Annotated in this window: 17 protein-coding genes; 13 read left to right on the top strand and 4 right to left on the bottom strand. The window is 72.6% G+C overall.

The features are described 5' to 3' along the window. The first annotated feature begins 74 nt into the window (after positions 1-74). From cysD to NZH93_RS42495, 6 genes are read left to right on the top strand one after another with little or no spacing between them, the layout of a single operon-like run. Positions 75-974, top strand: a complete 900-nt coding sequence (cysD, locus tag NZH93_RS42470) for a sulfate adenylyltransferase subunit CysD (protein WP_259629003.1) — start codon at positions 75-77, stop codon at positions 972-974. Continuing rightward, positions 974-2,812: an adenylyl-sulfate kinase gene (cysC, locus tag NZH93_RS42475; RefSeq protein WP_259629004.1), complete on the top strand. Its 1,839-nt coding sequence runs from the start codon at positions 974-976 to the stop codon at positions 2,810-2,812. Before cysD ends, cysC begins: the two co-directional genes overlap by 1 nt. 54 nt (positions 2,813-2,866) lie before the next feature. After that, positions 2,867-3,946 carry a DUF1214 domain-containing protein gene (locus NZH93_RS42480; protein WP_259629005.1) on the top strand — a complete coding sequence of 360 codons (1,080 nt, stop codon included), beginning with the start codon at positions 2,867-2,869 and terminating at the stop codon, positions 3,944-3,946. A gap of 5 nt (positions 3,947-3,951) precedes the next feature. Further along, the gene (locus NZH93_RS42485) at positions 3,952-5,097 is read left to right on the top strand and encodes a sulfotransferase family protein (protein WP_259629006.1); all 1,146 of its coding nucleotides are present in this window, start codon (positions 3,952-3,954) and stop codon (positions 5,095-5,097) included. Continuing rightward, positions 5,097-5,876, top strand: coding sequence for an SDR family oxidoreductase (locus NZH93_RS42490; protein ID WP_259629007.1), 780 nt, complete (start codon positions 5,097-5,099; stop codon positions 5,874-5,876). Before NZH93_RS42485 ends, NZH93_RS42490 begins: the two co-directional genes overlap by 1 nt. Beyond that, positions 5,873-6,340, top strand: a complete 468-nt coding sequence (locus tag NZH93_RS42495; RefSeq protein WP_259629008.1) for an SRPBCC domain-containing protein — start codon at positions 5,873-5,875, stop codon at positions 6,338-6,340. Before NZH93_RS42490 ends, NZH93_RS42495 begins: the two co-directional genes overlap by 4 nt. Positions 6,341-6,417: 77 nt before the next feature. Here NZH93_RS42495 and NZH93_RS42500 read toward each other — a convergent pair whose 3' ends face one another. Both NZH93_RS42500 and NZH93_RS42505 read right to left on the bottom strand, forming a co-directional pair. Then, positions 6,418-9,606, bottom strand: a complete 3,189-nt coding sequence (locus NZH93_RS42500; protein ID WP_259629009.1) for an ATP-binding protein — start codon at positions 9,604-9,606, stop codon at positions 6,418-6,420. A gap of 63 nt (positions 9,607-9,669) precedes the next feature. Beyond that, complete coding sequence (locus NZH93_RS42505; protein ID WP_259629010.1) at positions 9,670-10,383, bottom strand: GntR family transcriptional regulator; 714 nt, start codon at positions 10,381-10,383, stop codon at positions 9,670-9,672. A gap of 121 nt (positions 10,384-10,504) precedes the next feature. Here NZH93_RS42505 and manD point away from each other — a divergent pair, with 121 nt between their 5' ends. From manD to NZH93_RS42535, 6 genes are all read left to right on the top strand, one after another. After that, entirely contained in the window at positions 10,505-11,713 is a 1,209-nt protein-coding gene (gene manD / locus NZH93_RS42510; protein ID WP_259629011.1) for a D-mannonate dehydratase ManD, read from the top strand. Between the two features lie 5 nt (positions 11,714-11,718). Then, a complete protein-coding gene (locus tag NZH93_RS42515) occupies positions 11,719-13,158 on the top strand; it encodes a mannitol dehydrogenase family protein (protein ID WP_259629012.1) in 1,440 nt (479 codons plus the stop codon). Between the two features lie 32 nt (positions 13,159-13,190). Further along, positions 13,191-14,573 (top strand): MFS transporter, encoded by a 1,383-nt coding sequence (locus NZH93_RS42520; protein ID WP_259629013.1) that lies wholly within the window; start codon positions 13,191-13,193, stop codon positions 14,571-14,573. After that, complete coding sequence (locus NZH93_RS42525) at positions 14,570-15,592, top strand: L-idonate 5-dehydrogenase (protein ID WP_259629014.1); 1,023 nt, start codon at positions 14,570-14,572, stop codon at positions 15,590-15,592. Before NZH93_RS42520 ends, NZH93_RS42525 begins: the two co-directional genes overlap by 4 nt. After that, a complete protein-coding gene (locus NZH93_RS42530) occupies positions 15,589-16,551 on the top strand; it encodes a sugar kinase (RefSeq protein WP_259629015.1) in 963 nt (320 codons plus the stop codon). Before NZH93_RS42525 ends, NZH93_RS42530 begins: the two co-directional genes overlap by 4 nt. 633 nt (positions 16,552-17,184) lie before the next feature. Next, a complete protein-coding gene (locus NZH93_RS42535) occupies positions 17,185-20,034 on the top strand; it encodes a helix-turn-helix transcriptional regulator (RefSeq protein ID WP_259629016.1) in 2,850 nt (949 codons plus the stop codon). A gap of 2 nt (positions 20,035-20,036) precedes the next feature. On the opposite strand, the gene NZH93_RS42540 is transcribed toward NZH93_RS42535, so the two are convergent. Next, positions 20,037-20,825 carry an ABC transporter permease gene (locus tag NZH93_RS42540; RefSeq protein ID WP_259629017.1) on the bottom strand — a complete coding sequence of 263 codons (789 nt, stop codon included), beginning with the start codon at positions 20,823-20,825 and terminating at the stop codon, positions 20,037-20,039. Then, on the bottom strand, positions 20,822-21,763 hold the full coding sequence (locus NZH93_RS42545) for an ATP-binding cassette domain-containing protein (RefSeq protein ID WP_259629018.1): 942 nt from the start codon (positions 21,761-21,763) through the stop codon (positions 20,822-20,824). The genes NZH93_RS42540 and NZH93_RS42545 overlap by 4 nt, the downstream gene beginning before the upstream one ends. A 141-nt stretch (positions 21,764-21,904) precedes the next feature. Between NZH93_RS42545 and NZH93_RS42550 the strand changes: the two genes are divergently transcribed. Beyond that, the gene (locus NZH93_RS42550) at positions 21,905-22,831 is read left to right on the top strand and encodes a TauD/TfdA family dioxygenase (protein WP_259629019.1); all 927 of its coding nucleotides are present in this window, start codon (positions 21,905-21,907) and stop codon (positions 22,829-22,831) included. The last annotated feature ends 14 nt before the right edge of the window (positions 22,832-22,845 follow it).

The raw sequence follows: 22,845 nt of genomic DNA on the forward strand, positions 1-22,845 counted from the left end.
GGCGGGGTGACCTCCTGGCGGGTGCGGAGCGGTGGAACGCCGGACGACGCCCGCGTGGCGGCGGGGGTGGTCCGGTGACGCTCGACCACCTCGCCCGGCTGGAGGCCGACAGCATCGACATCTTCCGCGAGGCCGTCGCGGAGAGCGAGCGGCCGGTGCTGCTGTACTCGATCGGCAAGGACAGCTCGGTGCTGCTCCACCTGGCGCGCAAGGCGTTCCACCCGTCCCGGCCGCCGTTCCCGCTGCTGCACGTCGACACCACGTGGAAGTTCCGGGAGATGATCGAGTTCCGGGACGCGACGGTCGCGCGGCTCGGGCTGGAGCTGATCGTGCACCGCAACCCGGAGTGCGTGGCGCTGGGCGTCAACCCGTTCGACCACGGCTCCGCGCGGCACACCGACCTGTGGAAGACCCAGGGGCTGCGCCAAGCGCTGGACGAGCACCGGTTCGACCTGGCCTTCGGCGGCGCGCGCCGGGACGAGGAAGCTTCCCGCGCCAAGGAGAGGGTGTTCTCCTTCCGCACCGCGTCGCACCGCTGGGACCCGAAGAACCAGCGCCCTGAGCTGTGGCGGCTCTACAACGCCCGCGTCGCGCCGGGGGAGAGCATCCGGGTGTTCCCGCTGTCCAACTGGACCGAGCTGGACGTCTGGCGCTACGTCGACCGCGAGCGGATCCCCGTGGTGCCGCTGTACTTCGCGGCCGAACGCCCGGTCGTCGACCGCGACGGCACGCTGATCATGGTCGACGACGGGCGGATGCCGCTGCGCGACGGCGAGGTGCCGTCGCGGGAGGTGGTGCGGTTCCGCACGCTGGGCTGCTACCCGCTGACCGGAGCGGTGCGCAGCGCCGCGGCGACCGTGCCGGAGGTCATCGAGGAGATGCGGACCGCGACCACCTCCGAGCGGCAGGGCCGGGTGATCGACCACGACGGGAGCGGGTCGATGGAGCGCAAGAAGCAGGAGGGGTACTTCTGATGGACGACCTGCTCCGCTTCATCACCTGCGGCAGCGTGGACGACGGCAAGAGCACGCTGATCGGCAGGCTGCTGTACGAGTCGAAACTGCTCTGCTCGGACCACCTCGCGGCACTGGCGGTCGACTCCAGGCGCGTCGGCACCCGCGGCGACGAACTGGACTTCGCGCTGCTCGTGGACGGGCTGGCCGCGGAACGCGAGCAGGGCATCACCATCGACGTCGCCTACCGCTTCTTCGCCACCGGGGCTCGCTTGTTCATCGCGGCGGACACGCCGGGGCACGAGCAGTACACCCGGAACATGGTCACCGGCGCGTCCACCGCGGACGCCGCGGTGATCCTGCTCGACGCGCGCAAAGGCGTGCTCAGCCAGACCCGCAGGCACGCGCACCTGGTGTCGCTGCTGGGAATCCGGTACGTCGCGCTCGCGGTGAACAAGCTCGACCTGGTCGGCTACTCGCGCGAGGTGTTCGACTCGATCAGCGCCGAGTTCGCCGAGTTCGCCACCGAGCTGGAGTTCGACGAGGTGACCTGCGTGCCGATGTCCGCGGCGGACGGCGTCAACGTGGTCGGCGGCGGTGAGCTGACCCCTTGGTACGAGGGGAAGACGCTGCTGCGGTGGCTGGAGTCGGTCGAGGTCGGCGGCACCGGCGCGGACGACCCGGCCCGGTTCCTGGTGCAGTGGGTCAACCGGCCGGACGCGGACTTCCGCGGCTTCTCCGGGCGGGTGCTGCGCGGCAGGCTGCGCGCGGGTGACCGGGTCCGGGTGGTGCCCGGCGGTCAACTGTCCAGTGTGGACCGGATCGTCACCATGGGCGGCGACCTCGCCGAGGCGCCGACCGGGTCGTCGGTGACCGTGGTGCTCGCCGACGAGGTGGACGTGAGCCGCGGGGACGTGCTGGCGGCGGCGGGCGACCCGCCGGAGGCGGCGAACGCGTTCCAGGCGCACCTCGTCTGGCTCGCCGACGACGACCTGCTCCCCGGCAGGCACTACCTGGCCAAGGTCGGCGCCCGCACGACCGGCTTCACCGCCGATCCGCCGAAGTACCGCGTCGAGATCGACTCGCGCAGGCGCGCACCCGCGAAAGTGCTGCGGTGCAACGAGATCGGTGTCGCCAACGTCCACTTCGACGTGCCCGTTCCGTACGAGCGCTACCGCGTCAACCGGGACCTCGGCTCGTTCGTGGTGCTCGACCGGATGACCAACGCCACCGTCGGCGCCGGCATGATCGACTTCGCGCTGCGCCGCTCGGCGAACGTGCGCAGGCAGCGCCTCACGGTGGACAAGCGGGCGCGGGCCGAGCGCAACGGGCACCGCCCCTGCGTGGTCTGGTTCACCGGCCTGTCCGGGTCGGGCAAGTCCACCATCGCGGACCTGGTCGAGAGGATCTTGCACGCCGAGGGCAGGAACACGTTCTTGTTGGACGGCGACAACGTGCGCAACGGGTTGAACAGGGACCTGGGGTTCACCGACGCGGACCGCGTGGAGAACATCCGCCGCATCGCCGAGGTGGCCGCGCTGATGGTGGACGCCGGGCTGATCGTGCTGGTCTCGTTCATCTCGCCGTTCCGCACCGAACGCGCGCTGGCCAGGGACCTGGTGGCCGAGGGCGAGTTCTGCGAGGTGTTCGTCGACACCCCGCTCGCGGTCGCCGAGCAGCGCGATCCGAAAGGCCTGTACGCCAAGGCGCGGCGGGGCGAGCTGGCCAACTTCACCGGTATCGATTCACCCTACGAGCCACCGGAGTCCCCGGACGTCCGGCTGGACACCACGGCGCTGACCCCCGTGGAAGCGGCGCGCGCGGTGGTGGCCGGACTGCGCGGCCTCGACGTCTGGTGAACGATGTTCGGAATCGCTATCTTCAACTAGAACACGTTCTAATAGGAGGTCTGCGTGCCGGATCAGACGTGGTCGGAGTTCTGCCAGGCGCTGGAGCGGGCGGGCCAGGTGATCCTCTCCGAGAAGGCCCCGGACACCCCACTGGACCGTGCCGAGGGCTTCCGCTACCTCACCAGGCTGACCCGCGAGATGCTCTACTCGTGCGTGGACAACGCCGACCCGGACTTCCCCCGGTTCCACGAGCTCGACCTGGTCAAGATCGGCGCGGACAACCCGGACAACGTGTACCTCTCGGCGAACATCCGCGGCGACCGGACCTACCGGATCACCGGCACCCGCGGCACCATCGCGTACTTCAGCATCGGCTCCAAGGCCAACCGCTACGCCAAGGACGGCACCATGGCCTCCACCGGCGAGCTGTCCGACGCCGACCTCGTCGTCGAACCCGACGGCACGGTCGAGATCCTGGCCTGCGCGGAGAAACCCGACTCCGGCGGCCGGAACTGGCTGCCGCTCGCCCCGGACTCGACCGGTCTGGTGGTGCGCCAGACCTTCCTGGACCGCACCACCGAAACGCCGGGCACGTGGCACGTCGAGCAGGTCGACGGCCCCGCCGAACCGGCACCGCTCACCCCGGAGTCCCTCGCCAAGGCGCTCCGGCGCGCGGCGCTGTCCGTGCACGGGACGGCGGCCACCTTCGCCCACTGGACCGAGACGTTCGCGAGCAGGCCCAACGAGCTGGTCGACTTCGGGCAGGAGATGTTCCAGCGGGCGGGCGGCGACCCGGAGATCTTCTACCTGCACGGGTACTGGTCGCTGCGGCCCGGCGAGGCGTGGGTGATCGAGACCGACGTGCCGGACTGCCCGTACTGGAACTTCCAGTTGAACAACTGGTGGATGGAGTCCCTCGACCACCACCGCGCGATCACTCTCAACAAGCACACCGCGACCCTCGACCCGAGCGGTCGCCTGACCATCGTGGTGGCCGAGCGCGATCCCGGCGTGGGCAACTGGATCGACACCTGCGAGCACGGCTCCGGCACGGCACTGCTGCGCTGGCTCGGCGCCGCGGTCCACCCGGTGCCGACCAGCCGAGTGGTCTCGCTGGACTCGCTCACGGCCAGGGTGGGGTGACGGCGGTGACCGCCACCCTGGACGTCGACGAGCTGCTCGCCAAGGCCGCGGCCAAGACCGGCCTCGACGACTTCGGCGACGACTGGTTCCGCGAACCGCTGGACGTGCTCGTCACGAGCCTGAACACCGAGGCGGCCCTGTCGCCCCTCGGCCTGGAGCTGACCAGGCGCAGGCTGACCGCGCTGCTGGGCGACCGGCTGCGGCTGCGCGCGCTGCAACGCGAGCACCCGGAGGTCCTCGACCTGGAGGTGCGGGTCGCGGCCGAGATCTGCGGTCTTCCCCGCACCGGTTCGACGCTGCTGCACCGGTTGCTGGCCGCGTCGCCCAAGCTCGCCGCCGCGCTGTCCTGGGAGGTGGCGTACCCGATCCCGTTCCCCGGCGAGGGGCCGGACGCCCCGGAGCGCAAGCGCCGTGCCCAGGAGCGGATGCGGGTGTTCGCCGAGTTCTCGCCCGGCTTCGGCGGCATCCACTCGGTGGTGTGGGACGGCCCGGAGGAGGAAGTGATCCTGCTGGACCGGACGTTCGTGTCGATGAGCTTCGACACGTTCTACTGGGTTCCCGGCTACGGCGACTGGCTGCGCGCGGCCGACCAGGGCAAGGCCTACGGCGAGCTGCGCGAGTGGTTGCAGGTCTTGCAGTGGCAGAACCCGGCGCGCGCGAGCCGCCCGTGGGTGCTCAAGTCGCCGCACCACCTGACCGCGGTGGACACCGTGCTGGACACCTTCGACGACTGCAAGATCGTGATGACGCACCGGTCGCCGGTCAGCGCCGTGCCCTCGTTCGCCTCGATGGTGCGGACGATCTCCCGGCAGCACAGCGAGGACGTCGACCCGCTCCGCCTCGGGCCGTACTGGTCGAACCGGTTCGCCGTGGCGCTGCGGGACTTCACGGCGGCGCGTGCCGCGCGACCGGAGCGGTTCGTGGACGTGAGGTTCACCGACACGGTCCGCGAGCCCACGGCGGTCGCCCGCCGGGTGCTCCGCGAACTCGGGGCGCACCCGGACGCGGCCGACGACACGGCGTTCGAGGCCTACCTGACCCGCAACCGAGCGGAACGGCACGAGTCCCACTCCTACACGCCGCAGGACTTCGGTCTGTCCGAGGCGGAACTGGCCGAGGAGTTCGCGTTCTACACGGAGGTGTACCTGTGATGCTCGACGACGAGGTCGTGGTGATCACCGGGGTGGGCCCCGGCCTGGGGTCGAAACTGGCCGTCCGGGCCGCGGCCGAGGGCGCGAAGGTGGTGATGGCCGCGCGGTCCGGCGACGTGATGGCCCAGGCGGAGAAGGACATCGCGGCGGCGGGCGGCGAAGCGATCAGCGTGCTGTGCGACGTGCGCAGGTCCGAGGACGTCGCCCGGCTCGCGCGGGCCGCCGTCGACCGGTTCGGCACCATCACCGGCCTGGTCAACTCGGCGTTCGGGCACCCCGGTTTCGCCGACCTGCTGGACACGCCGGAGAAGGCGATCCGCCGGTCGGTGGACGTCATCCTGCACGGCGCGCTGGGCGTCACCCGCGAGGTGGTGCCGCACATGAAGGCGGCGGGGCGGGGCTCGATCGTCACCATCGGCACGATGGCCACCCGCAAGCCGAACCGCGGCGAAGGCGGGTACGCGGTCGCGAAGGCGGCCATGGCCACCGCGACCCAGTACCTCGCGGCGGAACTCGGTGAGCACGGCATCCGCGCCAACCAGGCGGTCCTGGGCTGGCTGGACGGGCCGGGCGTGCGCTTCTACCTCAAGATGACCGCCGACGCGCGCGGCGTCACCGTGCAGGACGTCTACGACGAGATCGCCTCGCGCAACCCGCTCGGCCGGATCCCGACCGACGAGGCGTGCACGGGCGCCGTGCTGTTCCTGCTGTCCCGCGCCGCGTCGGAGATCACCGGCGCGACGCTGGACGTCAACGCGGGGGAGCACATGCCGGCATGAACCCCGTCATCGAGTCGGTCGCGGTCGAGATCGACGTCCCGGCGGCGTTCGCCTGGGACGTGCTGACCGACTACGCCCGCTACCCGCTGTGGAACCCCTACACGATCGAGGTGGACACCACCCTGGTCATCGGTTCGCCGATCGACCTCACCCTGCCGAACCCGAACGGCGGCGGCGGGACCTTCGTCAGCCGCGAGTACGTCCGGGTCGTCGACCCGCCCCGGCTGCTGCGCTACGACACCGGCGACACCTTCCCCGGCCTGACCGGCGTGCGCGACCAGTGGCTCACCGCGCTGGGTCCGGCCCGCTGCCGCTACCTCACCCGCGAGACCTTCACCGGTCGACTCGCCGACGTGGTCCTGGCCGCGCAGGGCGCCTGGGTCAAGACCGGGTTCGACGCCGTGGCCCACGCCCTGCGCGACCGCGCCACGACGTTGTTCGCCTCACGGGAGGCGGGCGGCTGACCGCGGCTCGGTGGCCTCCCGCTTCGGCGCCTTCGTGGCTTCAGTGTTGACCAAAACAAACGACCGGTGGGGAGCCGTCAGGCACCGCACGCCTCTGACGCCGGGTCGGCCGCGGTCGCGGCTTCCTCCCCGTCCAGCTCCCAGCCCGTGGCGTACGCGGCGGCGAACTCGGCCTCGCCCAGTGCGGCCCGACCTCGGCGGGTGAGGTCCCGGACCTGTGGGTCGGTGTGGTCGTGCGCGCCCCGGAGGCGGGCGGCGGCTCCGAGCAGCACGGCGGACCTGCGCGGCAGGCCACGCGCCGCGGCGAGCGCGGCCCCGGTCACCGCCACCGTCGACAGGACCGGCAGTTCACGGGTGGCGAGCGCGGCCGTGTGCGCGGCCCGCAGCGCCTCGTCCGCGCCGGGCAGGTCGCCCAGCGCCAGGCGGAGCGCGGCCCGTGCGGTGCCGACCTGCGTCCGGGCGTGGTCCGAGAGGGCCGTGGTGTCGACGTGCGGGTGGTCGAGCAGGGCACGTGCCCGGTCCAGGTCGCCCAGCCGCACCCGGAACGCGGCCTCCTGGGCGTCGACCAGGGCCAGCATCTCCGTCAAGGACGCGCGTCGCGCTCGGGCGCGGGCCGCGTCGATCATCGTCATGGCCTCGTCGGTGTCGCCGCGCCGCAGGAGCACGTCGATCCAGCGCAGGTCGCCGTAGAGCTGGTCGCCGAGGCTCTGCGCGCCGAACTCGTCCGCCAGCGCGCGAGCCTCGCGCAGGTCGGCCAGCGCGCCGTCGAGGTCGTCGTACCGCCGCAGCCGGGCGCGCATCGGCAGGGTCGCGGACTGGCCCCACCGATCGCCCACCTGCCGGAAGGACGCCAGCGAGGCGTCCACGTGGGTGCGCGCCCGGTCGAGCGCCGCCGCGTTCTCGGCGATCTCGGCCAGGAACATGTGGGCCAGCCCGGACAGCCACACGTCGTCGCCGTCGGCCAGGAGCCGGAAGCTCGCGAGCGCGGCCTCCTCGTCCAGCAGGAAGAGCAGGATCGGGCCGAACACGCGGTGGTGGCCCGGCATCTCCGGGTGCGCGAGCAGCCGTTCGGCCAGTCCGCGCATCTCCGCGCGGTCGGCGGCGGCTTCGCCGGTGGAGATCCCGGACAGGGCGTCCGCCCGGTTGAGCAGGTGGACGGCTCGGGCGCAGTCGCGGTCGGGCGTCGGCTCGCCGCCGGGCACCGCCAGGACCTCGCCCATCCGGTGGGCGCCGTCGGACTGGCGGCCGGACATCTGCCAGTACCAGGTCAGGGACAGCGCGAGCGCGGTCGCGCCGGGGGCGTCACGGGTCGCGCACAGGTGCCGCAGGGCGGCGAGCGCGTTGTCGTGCTCGGCGCCGATGACCGCCATGGCCGCCAGTTGGTCGGGGCCGCGGAGCAGGGCGTCCTGGCGGGCCACCAGCCCGGTGAAGTGGGCGGCGGCCAGGCCGGTGGCCGTGGCGAGGTCGCCGGTGCCGGTCAAGCGGTCGACGCCGTACTCGCGGATGGTCTCGAGCATGCGGTGACGGCCGGTGTCGGGCGCGAGCCGCAGCAGTGACCGGTCGACGAGGGTGGCGAGCAGGTCGGGGACGTCGGCCGGGGGCACGGCGGAACCCGCGCAGACGGCGGCGGCCGAGGCGGGCGTGACGCCGCCGGGCAGGACGGAGATCCGCTCCGTGACGGTGCGCTCGTGCTCGCTGAGCAGGTCCCAGCTCCAGGCGATGACCGCGCGCAGGGTGCGGTGCCGGGGTGGCGCGGTGCGGGTGCCGGTGTTGAGCAGCCGGAACCGGTCGGAGAGCCCGTCGGCCAGGTCGGGCAGCGACAGCGTCCGCAACCGGGCGGCGGCCAGTTCGAGTGCGAGCGGCAGGCCGTCCAGGCCGCGCACCACGCGGACCACGTCGGACAGCGTGGTGTCGTCGACGGCGAAACCGGGGCGCACGGCGGCGGCCCGCTCGGTGAACAGCCGCACCGAGGCCGCCCTGCCTGCCTCCTCGACGCCGTCGTCCTCGCCGGGCAGCGCGAGCGGGGCCAGCGGCAGGAGCACCTCGCCGTCGACCGCCAGTGGTTCCCGGCTGGTGGCGAGCACGCGCAGCGCGGGGCAGCGGGCCAGCAGCGCCGCGACCAGGTGGGCGACGGCGTCGACCAGGTGCTCGCAGTTGTCGACGAGCAGCAGGGTGTCCGAGCCGCGCAGTTCGCCGACGAGGACGTCCACCTCGTCGCCCTCGACCCGCTTGCCCGCGTCGAGCATCGCGCCGCTCCGCGACCCGATCGCGGCGAGCACGGCCGCGGCGATCTTCGCGGGCTCGGCGACGGGGGCGAGGTCCACGAGCCGGACGTCCTCGTGGTGTTCGCGCCGACGGGCGGCCTCCAGCGCGAGCCGGGTCTTGCCCGCGCCGCCGGGGCCGAGGACGGTGACCAGACGTCCGGCGGTGAGCAGGGCGTCGACGCGGGCGAGGTCGTCGTCACGGCCGATGAAGCTGGTCAGCGACGCGGGCAGGGCGCTCTGCCTGCTGACCGGGACCGACCGCAGGAGGCGCAGGTGGCGTTCCCGCAGTGCCGTGCCGGGATCGGCGCCGAGGGTGTCGGCCAAGGCCTCGCGGACCCGCTCGTACTCGGCGAGCGCCTCGGCTTGGCGCCCCAGGGCGGTGAGCGCGTCCACCAGCAGCGCCGCTGCCCGCTCGTGGGTCGCCCGCGCGGCCGACAACCCGGTCAACCGGGCGGCGGCAGGCTCGGCCCGCCCCAGCGACAGTTCGGCGTCGGCGAGGTCGACGACCGCCTCGACCGAGACCTGCGCCAACCGCGTCGCGACGCCGGGCGCGACCGCGGCGACGAGCGCGGGTTCGGCGCCGGGACGGGGGCCCCACAGCGCGACGGCCTCGGCCAGCACGACGTGGGCGGCCCCCGGATCACCCGCCCGGAGCCCGTCCCGACCGGCGGCGGCGAGCCGCTCGAAGCGCACCGCGTCCACGTCGGCCGCGTCCACCGCCAAGCGGTACCCGCCCGCGACCTTCACGACCGCGTCGGGCGAGGCGAGGGCGCGGCGCAGCCGGGTGACGAGGGCGTGCAGGGCCGGGACGGCACCGGGCGGCGGCTCCTCGCCCCAGATCGCGTCGACCAGCGCACCCGGTTCGACCGCGTGGCCACCGGCGAGCGCGAGCCGGACGAGCAGGCCCCGCAGCCGCTCGCCGGGAACGGGCAGGACCTCGCTGCCGCGGGTCACCTCGAACGCGCCGAGCACCGTGACGCGAAGCCGCGCACCCCCGTCCATCTCCCGATCTTCCCGCGCTCGCGGGCGGGACCCCAAATCAGGACGGCCGTGTCCGCCCGGCCGCTACTCCCAGATCGCGATGCTGCGCCTGGTGGGCGCCGTGGTGGAGTTGGAGGAGAACAGCTCCGGCGAGCGGGCCCTGATCCGTTCGACGTCGTCGAACACGGCCCGCAGGTGGGCGCGCATCGCGGTCCGCGCCTGCTCGGCGTCGCCGCGCGTGACGGCGTCGAGGATGTCCGCGTGCTGGTGGACGAACGTGCCCGGTGAGTCGGCCTCGTAGAGGCCCAATCGGCGGGCCCGGTCCAGGTGGCCCTTGGCGGCGACGACGGTCGCCCAGGCGTTCGCGTGCCCGCTCAGCCGCAGCAGCCCGTGGTGGAACTCCTCGTCGAGCGCGAAGAACTCCTCCAGGTCGATCCCCGGTCGGCGCTGCCTCTCCACGTTCGACCGGAGGTCGGCCACCACGGCCGGGTCCAGCGCGGCAGGCAGGTCGTCCAGCGCGGCCAGTTCGACGGCCTCGCGCAGGAACTGGGCGTCGGCGACCTTGACCGGGTCCACGCGGGAGACGAACGAGCCCACCTGCGGGAACACCTGGACCAGGCCTTCCTCGGCCAGCAGGATCAGGCTCTCGCGCACGGGGGTGCGGCTGACGCCGAGGGTGGCCGCCAGTTCGTTCTCCGACAGTGCCGCGCCCGGCGGGAGTTCCATGGTCAACACCTGCCTGCGGAGGACTTCGTACACCGCTCGGCGGCTCGTCTTCCGCTCGTTCGCTTTGACCACGCGGCCCATCATAGTGCGCCGTTCCGCTTGACTATCTGGTCGACAAGTACTTGTATACCAGTACTGCTCGACAGGGAGTCGCGCCTGGTCGGCGGCGTCGTAGTCACAAGGGAGTGAACTCGTGAGCACCATCGCCCGCGCGGAAGTCCTCGTCTCCTCACCCGGCCGCAACTTCGTCACGCTGCGGATCACCACCTCCGACGGCGTCACCGGGTTGGGCGACGCCACGCTGAACGGACGTGAGCTGGCCGTGGCGTCCTACCTGCGGGACCACCTCGTCCCGCTGCTGATCGGCCGCGACCCGGCCCGCATCGAGGACACCTGGCAGTACCTCTACCGCGGCGCCTACTGGCGTCGTGGCCCGGTGACGATGACCGCCATCGCGGCGGTGGACACGGCGCTGTGGGACATCAAGGGCAAGGTCGCCGGACTGCCCGTCTACCAGCTCCTCGGCGGCCGGTCGCGCAACGGCGTGCTGGTCTACTCCCACGCCAGCGGCGTGGACGTGCCGTCGCTGCTCGACGACGTGGCCCGGTTCCGGGACCTCGGCTACCTCGCCGTGCGGGCGCAGGCCGCCGTGCCGGACATCGGCGGTTCCTACGGCGTCCGCAAGGGCGAGGTGTACGAGCCCGCGGCGACGTCGTTGCCCGACGAGCAGCCGTGGAGCACCGAGGCCTACCTGAACTTCGCGCCCGGCTACCTGCGCGCGGTGCGCGACCGCTTCGGCTTCGACTTCCACCTGCTGCACGACGTGCACCACCGGCTGACCCCGATCGAGGCGGCCCGGTTCGGCAAGGACGTCGAGGAGTGCCGGTTGTTCTGGATGGAGGACCCCACTCCCGCGGAGAACCAGGAGGCGTTCCGGCTCATCCGGCAGCACACCACCACGCCGATCGCGGTGGGGGAGAACCTGACATCCATCTGGGACGTGCAGCACCTCATCACCGAGCAGCTCATCGACTACGTGCGCACCACGGTCGTGCACGCGGGCGGCATCACGCACCTGCGGCGGATCTTCGACCTGGCCGCGCTCTACCAGGTCCGGACCGGCTCGCACGGCGCCACCGACCTGTCGCCGATCTCCCTGGCCGCCGCCGTCCACGTCGACATCTCCGTGCCGAACTTCGGCATCCAGGAGTACATGGGGCACGCGGCGGAGACCGCGGAGGTGTTCCGCAGCGGGGTGCGGTTCGAGAACGGGATGCTGCTGCCGTCGGAGGAACCCGGTCTCGGTGTCGAGTACGACGACGAGGCGGCGGAGCGGTTCCCGTACGAGCCCAAGTACCTGCCCGTGGCGCGGCGCCTCGACGGCTCCGTCCACGACTGGTGACCGGCATGACGAGACTCACCGCGACCACCGCGCGCGACCTCGCCCCGGCGCTGCGGCCACTGGTCGACCCCGGCGCGTCGGAGCCCCGGATCGTCCACTTCGGACTCGGTGCGTTCCACCGCGCCCACCAGGCCGTGTACACCGAGGCCGCCGCCGCGCGCACCGGTGAACCCTGGGGCATCACGGTCGTGGCGCCGCGCTCCGAGACGTCGGTGGCCGCGCTGCGCGCCCAGGACTGCCTCTACTCCGTCACCGAACGCCACCCGGACGGACCGCGCACGCGGGTCGTGGGCTCGATCGTCGGCGCGTTGCTGATGCGGCGGGACGCGGCCGAGGTCGACGCGCTGCTGGCCGCGCCCGCCACCACCGTCGTCACCCTCACCATCACGGAGAAGGGCTACCACCGGCGTCCCGGCACGACCGACCTGGACACCGCCGCCCCGGAGATCGCCGCCGACCTCGTGGCGGACGCGGGTGACCAGCGCACCGCCGTGGCGCGGCTGGCGGGTGGCCTGGCGGCCCGGTACCGCGCGCACGGCGCGCCGATCAGCGTCGTCTCGTGCGACAACGCCACCGCGAACGGAGCCGTGCTGCGGGGTGTGGTGCGCGGCTTCGTGGAGGCGTCGCCGTGGCCGGATCGGCGCGCGCTGCTGGCCTGGCTGGACGAGTCGGTCGCGTTCCCGTCCACGGTGGTCGACCGCATCGTGCCCGCGACCACCGACGAGGACGAGGAGGCGGCGTCCGCGGCGCTCGGCCTGCGCGACCGGATGCCGGTGGTGGGCGAGCCCTACCGGCAGTGGGTGCTGGAGGACTCCTTCACCGCGGCCCGACCCGCGTGGGAACTCGACGGGGCGGTGTTGACCGGCGACGTCGCCCCCTACCAGTCGATGAAGTTGAGGCTGCTCAACGGATCGCACTCCGCGCTGGCCTACCTCGGGTTGGCGGCGGGGCACGGTTCCGTCCGCGCGGTCCTGCACACCACGTGGGGCGAGCGGTTCGTCCGCGACTTCGGCGCCGAGGTCGCGCGCACCCTCCCGGAGGGCGGGCCCGACGCGACCGCCTACGTCGAGGACCTGGTGCGCAGGTTCCGCAACCCGGCCATGCGGCACCTGCTGCGGCAGATCGGGTCCGACGGCTCGCTGAAGATCCCCGAGCGGTGGTTCGGCGCACTGCGGGAAGCACGCGGGGACACGCCGCTGCTGGAACTGGCGCTCGCCGGCTGGGTCAACTCGACCCGGCCCGACGACCGCCACCCGGTGTTCGGCACGACCGATCCGCTCGCCGAACCACTGGCCCGCTGCTGGTACGACCGCCCCGACCACGTCGAGCTGGTCGCCAGGCTGCTCCACCTCGTCGGCGCCCCGGACCTGGCCGAGCGCGCGGACCTCGTGAAAGCCGTGGCCGCCCGGCTGCCCGCACTGCGGGCCGGGCGGATCGAACTCTGACCACCACTCCCCGCTGAGCAACGGAGCACAGGATGACGGGCACCCCCGGCGCGACGCACGACGCGCCCGCGACGCGCACCACGAGAGACCTGACCAGGGCCGCGATGTCCGGCTGGCTCGGCACGGCCATGGAGTTCATGGACTTCCAGCTCTACTCGCTGGCCGCCGCGATCGTGTTCAACAAGATCTTCTTCCCGGACGTCAGCCCGGCCATCGGCCTGATCGCCGCGATGGCCACCTACGGCGTCGGCTACGTGGCCCGCCTCGCGGGCGCCGTCTACTTCGGACGGATGGGCGACCGGATCGGCCGCAAGAAGGTCCTGTTCATCACCATCGCGCTCATGGGCGCGTCGACCACCCTGATCGGCGCGCTGCCGAGCTACCAGACGATCGGCATCGCCGCGCCGATCCTGCTGGTCGCGCTGCGGCTCGTGCAGGGCTTCGGCGCGGGCGCGGAGATCGCCGGTGCCACGGTGATGCTGGCCGAGTACGCGCCGGTGCGGCGCCGGGGCCTGGTCTCCTCGCTGGTGTCGCTGGGCACGAACTCCGGCACCCTCGCCGCCTCCGGGCTGTGGGCGATCCTGATCGCGGTCCTGTCCGAGGAGCAGTTGATCTCCTGGGGCTGGCGCCTGCCGTTCCTGCTCAGCTTCGTGCTGATGGTGTTCGCGGTGTGGTTGCGGCGCAACCTCAAGGAGAGCCCCGTCTTCGAGGAGCGCGCGGATGTCGTCGACGGGGTCGCGCTGTCGCGCACCGAGGCCGAGGAGGCCGCCGCCGCGAGTGGTGACGACGTGCTGCGGCAGGGTCTGCGGCAGCGCAAGGGCAGGGCGTTCTTCGTCGCGCTGGGCCTGCGCTTCGGCCAGGCGGGCAACTCCGGGCTCGTCCAGACGTTCCTCGTCGGCTACATCGCCACGACGCTGCTGGTGAGCAAGACGGTGCCCACCACCGCCATCGTCTACGGGTCCCTGGTGGGGTTCGCGACCGTGCCGGTGGTCGGGTTGCTCGGCGACCGCTTCGGCCGCCGACCGGTCTACCTGGCGCTGACGCTGCTGACCGCCGCGTTCGCGTTCCCGATGATGCTGCTGATCACCAGCGGCAGCACGGTGGCGATCGTCGTCGCGATGGTGCTGGGCCTCAACATCGGTGTGCTCGGCCTGTTCTCGCTGGAGAGCGTCACGATGGCCGAGCTGTTCGGCTCCCGCACGCGGTTCACGCAGTTGGCGCTGGCCAAGGAGATCGGCGGCATCCTCGCCACCGCGATCGGCCCGGTCGTGGCCGCCACCCTCACCGCGGTCACCGGCCACTGGTGGCCCGTCGCGGCGATGCTCGTCGTCTACTCGCTGATCACGTTCGTGTCGGCGTACCTGGCCCCGGAGACCCGCGGGCGCGACCTGGTCCGGTTGGAGGACGCGGTATGAAGGCGGTCGTCGTGCACGGTCCGGAGGACCTGAGGATCGACGAGGTGCCCGACCCCGTGCCGGGGCCGGGGGAGGTGCTGCTGGCCGTGGAGTTCGGCGGGGTCTGCGGCTCCGACCTCGCGTACTGGAAGAACGGCGCCTCCGGCACGGCGGTGCTCCGGCACCCGCTCGTGCTCGGCCACGAGGTCGCCGGACGCGTTTCGGCCACCGGCCCCGGCGTCACCGGGTTCGCCGTCGGCCAGGCCGCGACCGTGCACCCGGCCACCCCGCTCGGGACCCTCCCGCAGCGGCTCGCGGGGCGAACCAACCTGCACGAGCGGGTCCGCTACCTGGGGTCGGCGGCGTTCGACCCGCACACCGACGGCGGTTTCAGCGAGTACGTCAAGGTGCGCGCCGACCAGGTGCGCCCGCTGCCCGACGGGGTCGGCACCCGGCTCGGGGCACTTGCCGAACCGCTGGCCGTCGCGCTGCACGCGGTCCGGCGGGCGGGCGACGTGCGCGGACGCGACGTGCTGGTCAACGGAGCCGGGCCCATCGGCTGCCTGGTGGTCGCCTCGGCGAAGCTCGCGGGCGCGGCGGGCGTCGTGGTGGCCGACGTCGCCGACCAGCCGCTGGCGATAGCGCGCGCCCTGGGAGCGGACGACGTGCGGAACCTCGCCACGGGGGACCGGCTGCCCGAGGACGTCGAACTCGTCTTCGAGGCGTCCGGAGCCCCGGCCGCGCTGGCCGGGGTCCTCCGCGCCACGGCACGCGGCGGCACCGTCGTGCAGGTCGGCAACCTGCCCGGCGCGCAGGCGCGCAGCGCGCTCGGCGACCTCGTCACCAGGGAGATCACCTGGATAGGCTCCTACCGGTTCGCGGACGAGATCACCGACGCCGTGCGGGCGCTCGGCGACGGACTGGACCTGGAGCCGCTCATCACCCGCACGTTCGACCTGGCCGACGCGGCGGCGGCGCTCGACTTCGCCGCGTCCTCGCACGGCGGCAAGGTGCTGCTGCGGATGGGAGGAGGGGCATGACCGGTGTCGTCACGCTCGGGGAGACGATGGCGCTGCTGGCGCTCCCGGAGGGCCGGATCGGCGTCGGCACGCCGGTCGTGGTCGGCATCGGGGGAGCCGAGTCCAACGTCGCCATCGCGCTGGCCCGCCTCGACGTGCCGTGCACGTGGATCAGCCGCGTGGGCGACGACGCGCTGGGAACGCTGGTGGGCAGGGAGATCCGTGCCGAGGGCGTCGCGGTGCGGGCGCGGCGCAGCACCGACGCGCCGACCGGGATGATGGTCAAGGAGCACCTCGGCGGCCGTCCCTCGCGCGTCCGGTACTACCGGAGCGGCAGCGCGGCCTCCCGGATGTCGCCCGCCGACGTCGACGAGGCGGTGGTGGCGGAGGCCGACGTCCTGCACGTCACCGGGATCACCGCCGCGCTGGGACCGGGGCCCCGTGCCGCGCTCGCCAAGGCGGTGGAGGTCGCCCGCGCCAACGGGACGCTGGTGTCGTTCGACGTCAACCACCGCAGCACCCTGTGGGGGTCGGACGAGGCGGTACCCGTGCTGTCCGGCCTGATCGCCGCCGCGGACCTGGTCTTCGCCGGCAGCGACGAGGCCGCCCTCGTGCTGGGACGGCCCGGTCCCGACCCGCTGACTCCGGAGAGCGGCGCGGAGCTGGCGGAAGCGCTCGTCGGGCTCGGGCCCGCCACCGCCGTGGTGAAGCTCGGTGAGCTGGGTTCGGTGGCGAACCGGGCGGACGAGTCGGTCTTCGCCCCCACCGAGCCGGTGCGGGTCGTCGACCCGGTGGGCGCGGGTGACGCGTTCGTCGGCGGCTACCTGGCCGAGCTGCTCCGCGGCGGGTCGCTCGCCCGGTGCCTGGCCGCGGGCAACGTCCTGGGCGGGATCGTCTGCACGGTGCCCGGCGACTGGGAGGGGCTGCCCACCAGGGCCGAGCTGGCCGCGAGGGGAAACCCGCACGAGGTGGTCCGCTGATCGTCCGCGGGGCGGTTCTCCCGCCACTTCCCATTGTGGACCGCTGGGGCAGGTGGTCCTGTTCACAGGTCGAAGGCGTGATCCGCGGCTTTCCGCAGCATTGTGGTTGTCCGATGGTCGCGGGATTCACCGTTGGCGTTTAGAGCAGTGGCGGCGAAACGCGTGGTAGTGGTTTCGTAACTTTGTTACCGATGTGTTCGAGTACGGTGATGGCTCTGCTCTATTGAGATGCGCGACCCCAGGGTTTCAGGGAGTGGAATAACCCTTGACCTGCGGTTTTGCCCCTGTCGTGGGATCGCGTGGGAGAGCTGTTGAAGTTTGTTCAGCGCTGCGGGATGATCTGCCGCGGGCGGGCTATTCCGGTTTTGTCGATGGGAGTGTTCGACCGGCCGACTCGGAAAAACGGTGATGGCTGACCGGTATGTCCGATTGTCCGAGTGCGGCCATCCGAAAGCGTGGGGCAGCGATAGTGTCGAGGAGGGTGATCATCGCTCTTTGTTCGCACGGGCTTGGTCGAGCGCGGCGTGGCGGCGCAATCCTATCCGACGTCGTTTCGAATACGCGCGGGAAGAATCGTCGACAACCCCCGGTCGGGCCTGGACCGGTGAACGGCGACGGTCGCGAAGGCTGATCATGTCGTTCACGTTCGATGGTCGGGCATGGGGGTTGGCCGCCGAGGCGGCCGTGGTGACCGAGCGGCTGGCGGACGTCGGTCGCGACCGCGGCCGGGTCGTCCTGATCTCGGGTCCGTCGGGGTCGGGCAAGACCTCGCTCCTGGACGTCGCCGCCGAGCAGGCGCACGGCGCGGGGTTCCGGGTCCTGCGGACGGCCGGAGGGCCGCTGGCGCGCCACACCGAGTTCGGGGCCGTCCGCCGGATCTTCCGGACCTCGTCGGTCGACGCCGCGGGACGGCGGGCCATGACGGACGCCATCCGGTTCACCCGGAGCCACACCGAGGTCGCCGTCGCGTACGGCGAGGCGCGGTGGGCGGGCATCCCGATCGAGGTGCTGCACTCCCTCTACCGGTCGATGGCGACCCTGGCCGCGGTCCAGCCCGTCGCCCTCGTCGTCGACGACCTGCACCAGGTCGACCTGTCGTCCGTCAGGTGGCTCGTCCACCTCGCCCGGCGGGTGGCCGGACTGCCGGTGGTGGTGTTCGCGACGGTGGCCGACGACGTGGACAACCCCGCGGACACCCTGCTCGCCGAACTCGGGGCGGCGCCCCGGTGCCAGGTCCTCCGCCTGGCGCCACTGGGTCCCGAGGCGGCGACGACGATGGTCGCCCGACACCTGGAGGCCGAACCGGCCGCCGAGTTCACCGCCGTGTGCCACGAGGTGTCGGGGGGCAACCCGCTGGTGCTGCGGGAAACGCTCCGCGCGCTCGCGAACCGGTCGGTGCCACCGCTGCCGGACCGGGTGGACCTCGCGCGCGAGGTGGGCGTCCGCGCGCGCTGCAAGTGGGTCCTGGACGTGCTGCGCGCGCAGGCCGGTCCGGTCGTCCTCCTGGCGCGGGTGATCGCCGTGCTCGGGGACGACGCCGACCTGTCCGTCGTCGCCGAGGTGGGGTCCGCCGAACTGACCGCGACCCGGCGGGCGGCGGCCGTGCTCGGCCGGGTGGGCGTGCTGGTCCCCGGCACGCTGGAGTTCACCCACCCGGCTATGGCCGAGACGATCGCGCGGGACACGACCTCGTCGCAACTCGTCCGGCTGCACCAGCGGGCCGCCAGGTCGCTCAGCGACCGGGGGGCGCCGGTCGACGTGGTCGCCGCCCACCTGCTCGCCGCGGGCCCGCCGGAGCAGCCGGAGATGGTCACCGTGCTGCGCGAGGCCTCGTCGACGGCCGTCGAACGCGGTGCGCCCGACCTGGCCATGTCCTACCTGCGGCACGCGCTGACCGGGCGGTGGGAGCCCGACCTGCGGATCACCCTGCTCGGCGCGCTCACCCTGGTCGAGCGGTCGGCCGACCCGAAGTCGGCGTGGGAGCACCTGGTGGAGGCGCTGCGGATGATGGACTCGCCGCTGCGCAGGGCCCGCGCGGCGATCAGCCTGTTCCCGCTGCCCACCGGTTCCGCCGCGGCCACCCTGGTCGACGTGCTGGAGGACTGCCTGGAACGGCTGGGCCCGGTGGCCGGGACCGAGCCCGAGGTCGACGAGTTGCGTACCAGGCTGTTCGCCCACACGATCTGCGTGGCCGTGGGGGACCGCGACGTGATGGCGCGGCTGAGGCCGCGCGTCGACGCGCTGGACGAGGACTCGCTGGGCGGCACGCCGGGGCAGTGCGCGCTGCTGGCGATCAAGGTGTTCTTCGCCGCGATGGAGGGTGAGCGGGACGCGGCGTCCGCGGTCGAGTCGGTCACCCGTGCGATGCGGGGCGACCTGCTGCTGCGCGACGACATGCTGCACCCGATGTTCATGTCCGCGCTCGCGGTGCTGCAGGTGGCCGAGCGGTTCGACCTCGTCGCGCCCCTCTACGACATCGGCATCGCCGAGGCCAAGGCGCGCAACCTGCCGATGGTGCACGCGATGCTGTGCGGCGCGCGGTCGGCGCTGCGGTTCCACGGCGGTGACGTGCCCGGTGCGCTGGCCGACGCCAGGGCGGCGTCGGAAGCGCACTCCGCCGGGTACCGGGGTGACAACCAGCCGCTGACGGTGGCGGCGGCCGTCGCGTGCCTCGGTGAACTCGGCCGGTGGGACGAGGCCGCGGACCTGCTGGACACCGACTTCTCACCCGCCGCCGAACGGTCCTACCGCTGGTGCTCGGTGCTCGCCGCGCGGGCCTGGGTGTTCGAGGGCCGGGGCGACCTCAGGTCCGCGCTGGACCACCTGCTCGAATGCGGCCGCAGGCTGTCCTGGTGGAACATCCACAGCGAGGTGTACCTGCCCTGGCGGGGCCGGGCCGCGCTGCTGCACCACCGGCTCGGCAACACCGCCGAGGCCCGCAGGCTGGCGGGGGAGGCGCTCGACTCGGCCCAGCGCTGGGGCACCGACGGCGCCATCGGCTCGGCGCTGCGGGCGCTGGGGGTCGTCGAGGGGGGCGTGCGGGGGATCGCCCTGCTGCGCCGGGCCGTGGTGCACGGCGAGAGGTCCGCGGCCCGGTTGGAGCTGGCCAAGACCCTCATCGAGCTGGGGTGCGCGCAGCACGCGGCCGACGACCACGAGGTGGCGCGCAGGACCCTGCGCCGGGGTCTGGACCTGGCGACCCAGTGCGGTGCCGCGGTGGTGGCCGCGCGCGCCCGGACCGAGCTGATCGCCGCGGGGGGCAGACCGCGGCGCAACCGCCTGCACGGGACGAACGCGCTCACCCCGGCCGAGTCGCAGGTCGTGCGCTTCGCCGCCCGCGGCATCAGCAACGACGAGATCGCCCAGGCCCTCTTCGTGACCCAGCGGACCGTCGAGTTCCACCTCACCAACAGCTACCGCAAGCTCGGCCTGACCGAACGCTCGCAGCTCACCGACGTGGTGGAACCGGACGACCCGCGGTGAGGTCACCGCGGCTCGGCCGTGTGGTAGGCGCGGCAGCTCAGCGGGACGGTCACGGCGGTGATGACCGTGAGCATCACCAGCGCGGTCGCCAGCGGGTGCTCGGACACGACGCTGCCGGTGCTCGCGGACGCCGGACCGCCCCACAGCTCCCGGCACGCGCTGGACACGGCGCTGATCGGGTTCCACTCCGCCAGCACCCGCAGCCACATCGGCAGGTCGTCGAGCGGCACGAAGGCGTTGGACAGGAACGAACCGCACACCAGCACCAGGCCCGAGAACGCGCCGAGGGCCTCGGGGCTGCGGATCGACAGCCCGAGCAGCACGCCGAACCACAGCATGACGTAGGTGAAGAGCAGCAGCAGCGCGAACCCCGCGGCGATCGACAGCGCGCCGGTGTCCGGCCGCCAGCCGAGCAGCACCCCGACGACGGAGGCGATGGAGATGCCGATGGCCGCCAGGCCGAGGTCGGACACCGTGTGGGCCACCAGGATCGCGACGCGCGACGTCGGCAGCGACCGGAACCGGTCCACCAGCCCGTTGCGGAGGCTGGTCGCCGTCCCGATGGCGATGCTGCCGACGCAGGCGAGCGCGACCTGCGCGCCGACGCCGGCCATCATGTAGTCGAGGTAGTCGCCGCCCTGCACGGAGATCGCCTTGTTCAGCATGTAACCGAGCACCAGCACCATGGTGATCGGGGTCAGGGTGACGCTGAGGATCCTCGTCGGCATCCGCCGCAGGTGCAGCAGGTGCCTGCCGATCAGGGCGGTCGTGTCGCCCAGCACGCCGTTCACGAGTTGCCCCGTCCGGTCAGGTGGACGAACACGTCGTCGAGGGACGGGCGGCGCAGGGCGAACTCCGCGATCTCCAGCCGGGCGGCCTCCAGCGCCGTCGCGGCCGTCGCGACCGCGCCCATCCCGTCGGGCAGCCGAACCGAGACGCCCCTCCCGTCCCCGGTCTCCCGCGGCGGTGTCGCCGCCATCGGTGCCAACACGGCCAACGCCGCCCCCACGTCGTGGCTGTGCGCCACGGTGACCTCCAACCACTCGGTGCCGACCTTGCGCTTCAACTCGTGCGGAGTGCCCTCGGCGATCACCACGCCGTGGTCCACCACGGCGATCCGGTCGGCGAGCACGTCCGCCTCCTCCAGGTACTGCGTGGTGAGCAGCACGGTGACGCCGGACGCGACCTGGTCGCGGATCATCCGCCAGAGCGTCGCCCTGCTGCTCGGGTCCAGGCCGGTGGTCGGCTCGTCGAGGAACACCACCGGGGGTGAGGAGACCAGGCACGCGGCCAGGTCCAGCCTCCGGCGCATGCCGCCGGAGTACGTGCGGGTGAGCCTGTCGGCCGCCTCGGTCAGCTCGAACCTGTCCAGCAGCTCGACCGCGCGGTCCCTCGCCCCCTGCTTGCCGAGGCGCAGCAGGGTGCCGAGCAGCACGAGGTTCTCGCGACCGGTGAGCTGCTCGTCGACGGCCGCGTACTGGCCCGCCAGGCCGATCCGCCTGCGCACCTCGCGGGGCTCGCGCAGCACGTCGTAGCCGGCGACCACGGCCCGGCCCGAGTCCGGCCGGGCGAGGGTCGCGAGGATCCTCACCGTGGTCGTCTTCCCGGCACCGTTGGGACCCAGCACACCCAGCACCGTTCCCGCGGGCACGGACAGGTCCACACCCTTGAGCGCCTGATGGTCCGAAAAGGACTTCTTCAGCCCCTCGGCCTCGATCGCAGCGTTCATGCCCGCCTCATCCACGTCGACAACCTTCCGACGTGAGTGCACCAGCACGGCTGCTTGCCAAGGGCCAGTCGTCCTTGCCGCACGCCAGTTCCGGCCGACCTACTGTCCAGCAGTCGCCGAGAACGAAAGGGGAACAGGCCGATGAAGTGGACGCCGACGGAGATCAGACCACAGGACGTCGCGGCCCGCGCGGACGTGGAAGGTCTCACCGACCACCTCCGGAGCATCGACCTGGACGATCTGCTCGTCCGGTCGAAGGTCGTGGTGTTCAGGGGGTTCGACATCCCCGAGGACGCCCTGGAGGGCGTGCTGGACCTGGTGCTCCCCGACCGCTTGGCCTACGTGCACGGGAACACGCCGCGCACCAAGGTCGGCAAGAACGTGTACACGTCGACCGAGTACCCGCCCGAGTTCTCCATCTCCATGCACAACGAGATGTCCTACGCCCACCACTGGCCCGCGCGGCTCGCGTTCTACTGCGCCAAGCCCGCCACCTCCGGTGGCGCGACGCCGGTGGTGGACGGCACCGCGTGGCTCGCGGCGCTGGACGACGACCTCCGCGAGCGGTTCGCCGACGGCGTCTGCTACACGCAGAACCTGCACGGGGGCATGGGTTTCGGCAAGAGCTGGCAGGACACCTTCGAGACCTCCGACGCCGCCAAGGTGGAGGAGTTCCTGGCGGGCAGCGAATCCACGTGGGAATGGCTGTCCGACGGCACCCTGCGGGTGCGCCAGCAGCGCCGGGCGCTGCACGTCCACCCCGTGACCGGCGAGGAGGTCTGGTTCAACCAGGCCGACCAGTGGCACGTCGCCGCGCTGGACCCGGAGACGTCCGCCGCGATGTCGGAAATCCTGTCCGAGGACGAGATGCCCCAGTCGGTGACGTTCGCCAACGGCGACCCGATCCCGGCGGAGTACGTCAAGCAGATCCGCGACCGCGGCCTCGACACCGCCGTGGACGTCGACTGGCGGCAGGGTGACCTGATGCTGGTGGAGAACGTGCTGGCGGGCCACGGCCGCAGGCCGTTCGAGGGACCTCGCCGCATCCTCGTGGCGATGTCGGACTGACGAAGAGCACAGGG

This window comes from Umezawaea endophytica, assembly GCF_025061645.1.
Classification (GTDB): Bacteria; Actinomycetota; Actinomycetes; order Mycobacteriales; family Pseudonocardiaceae; genus Umezawaea; species Umezawaea endophytica.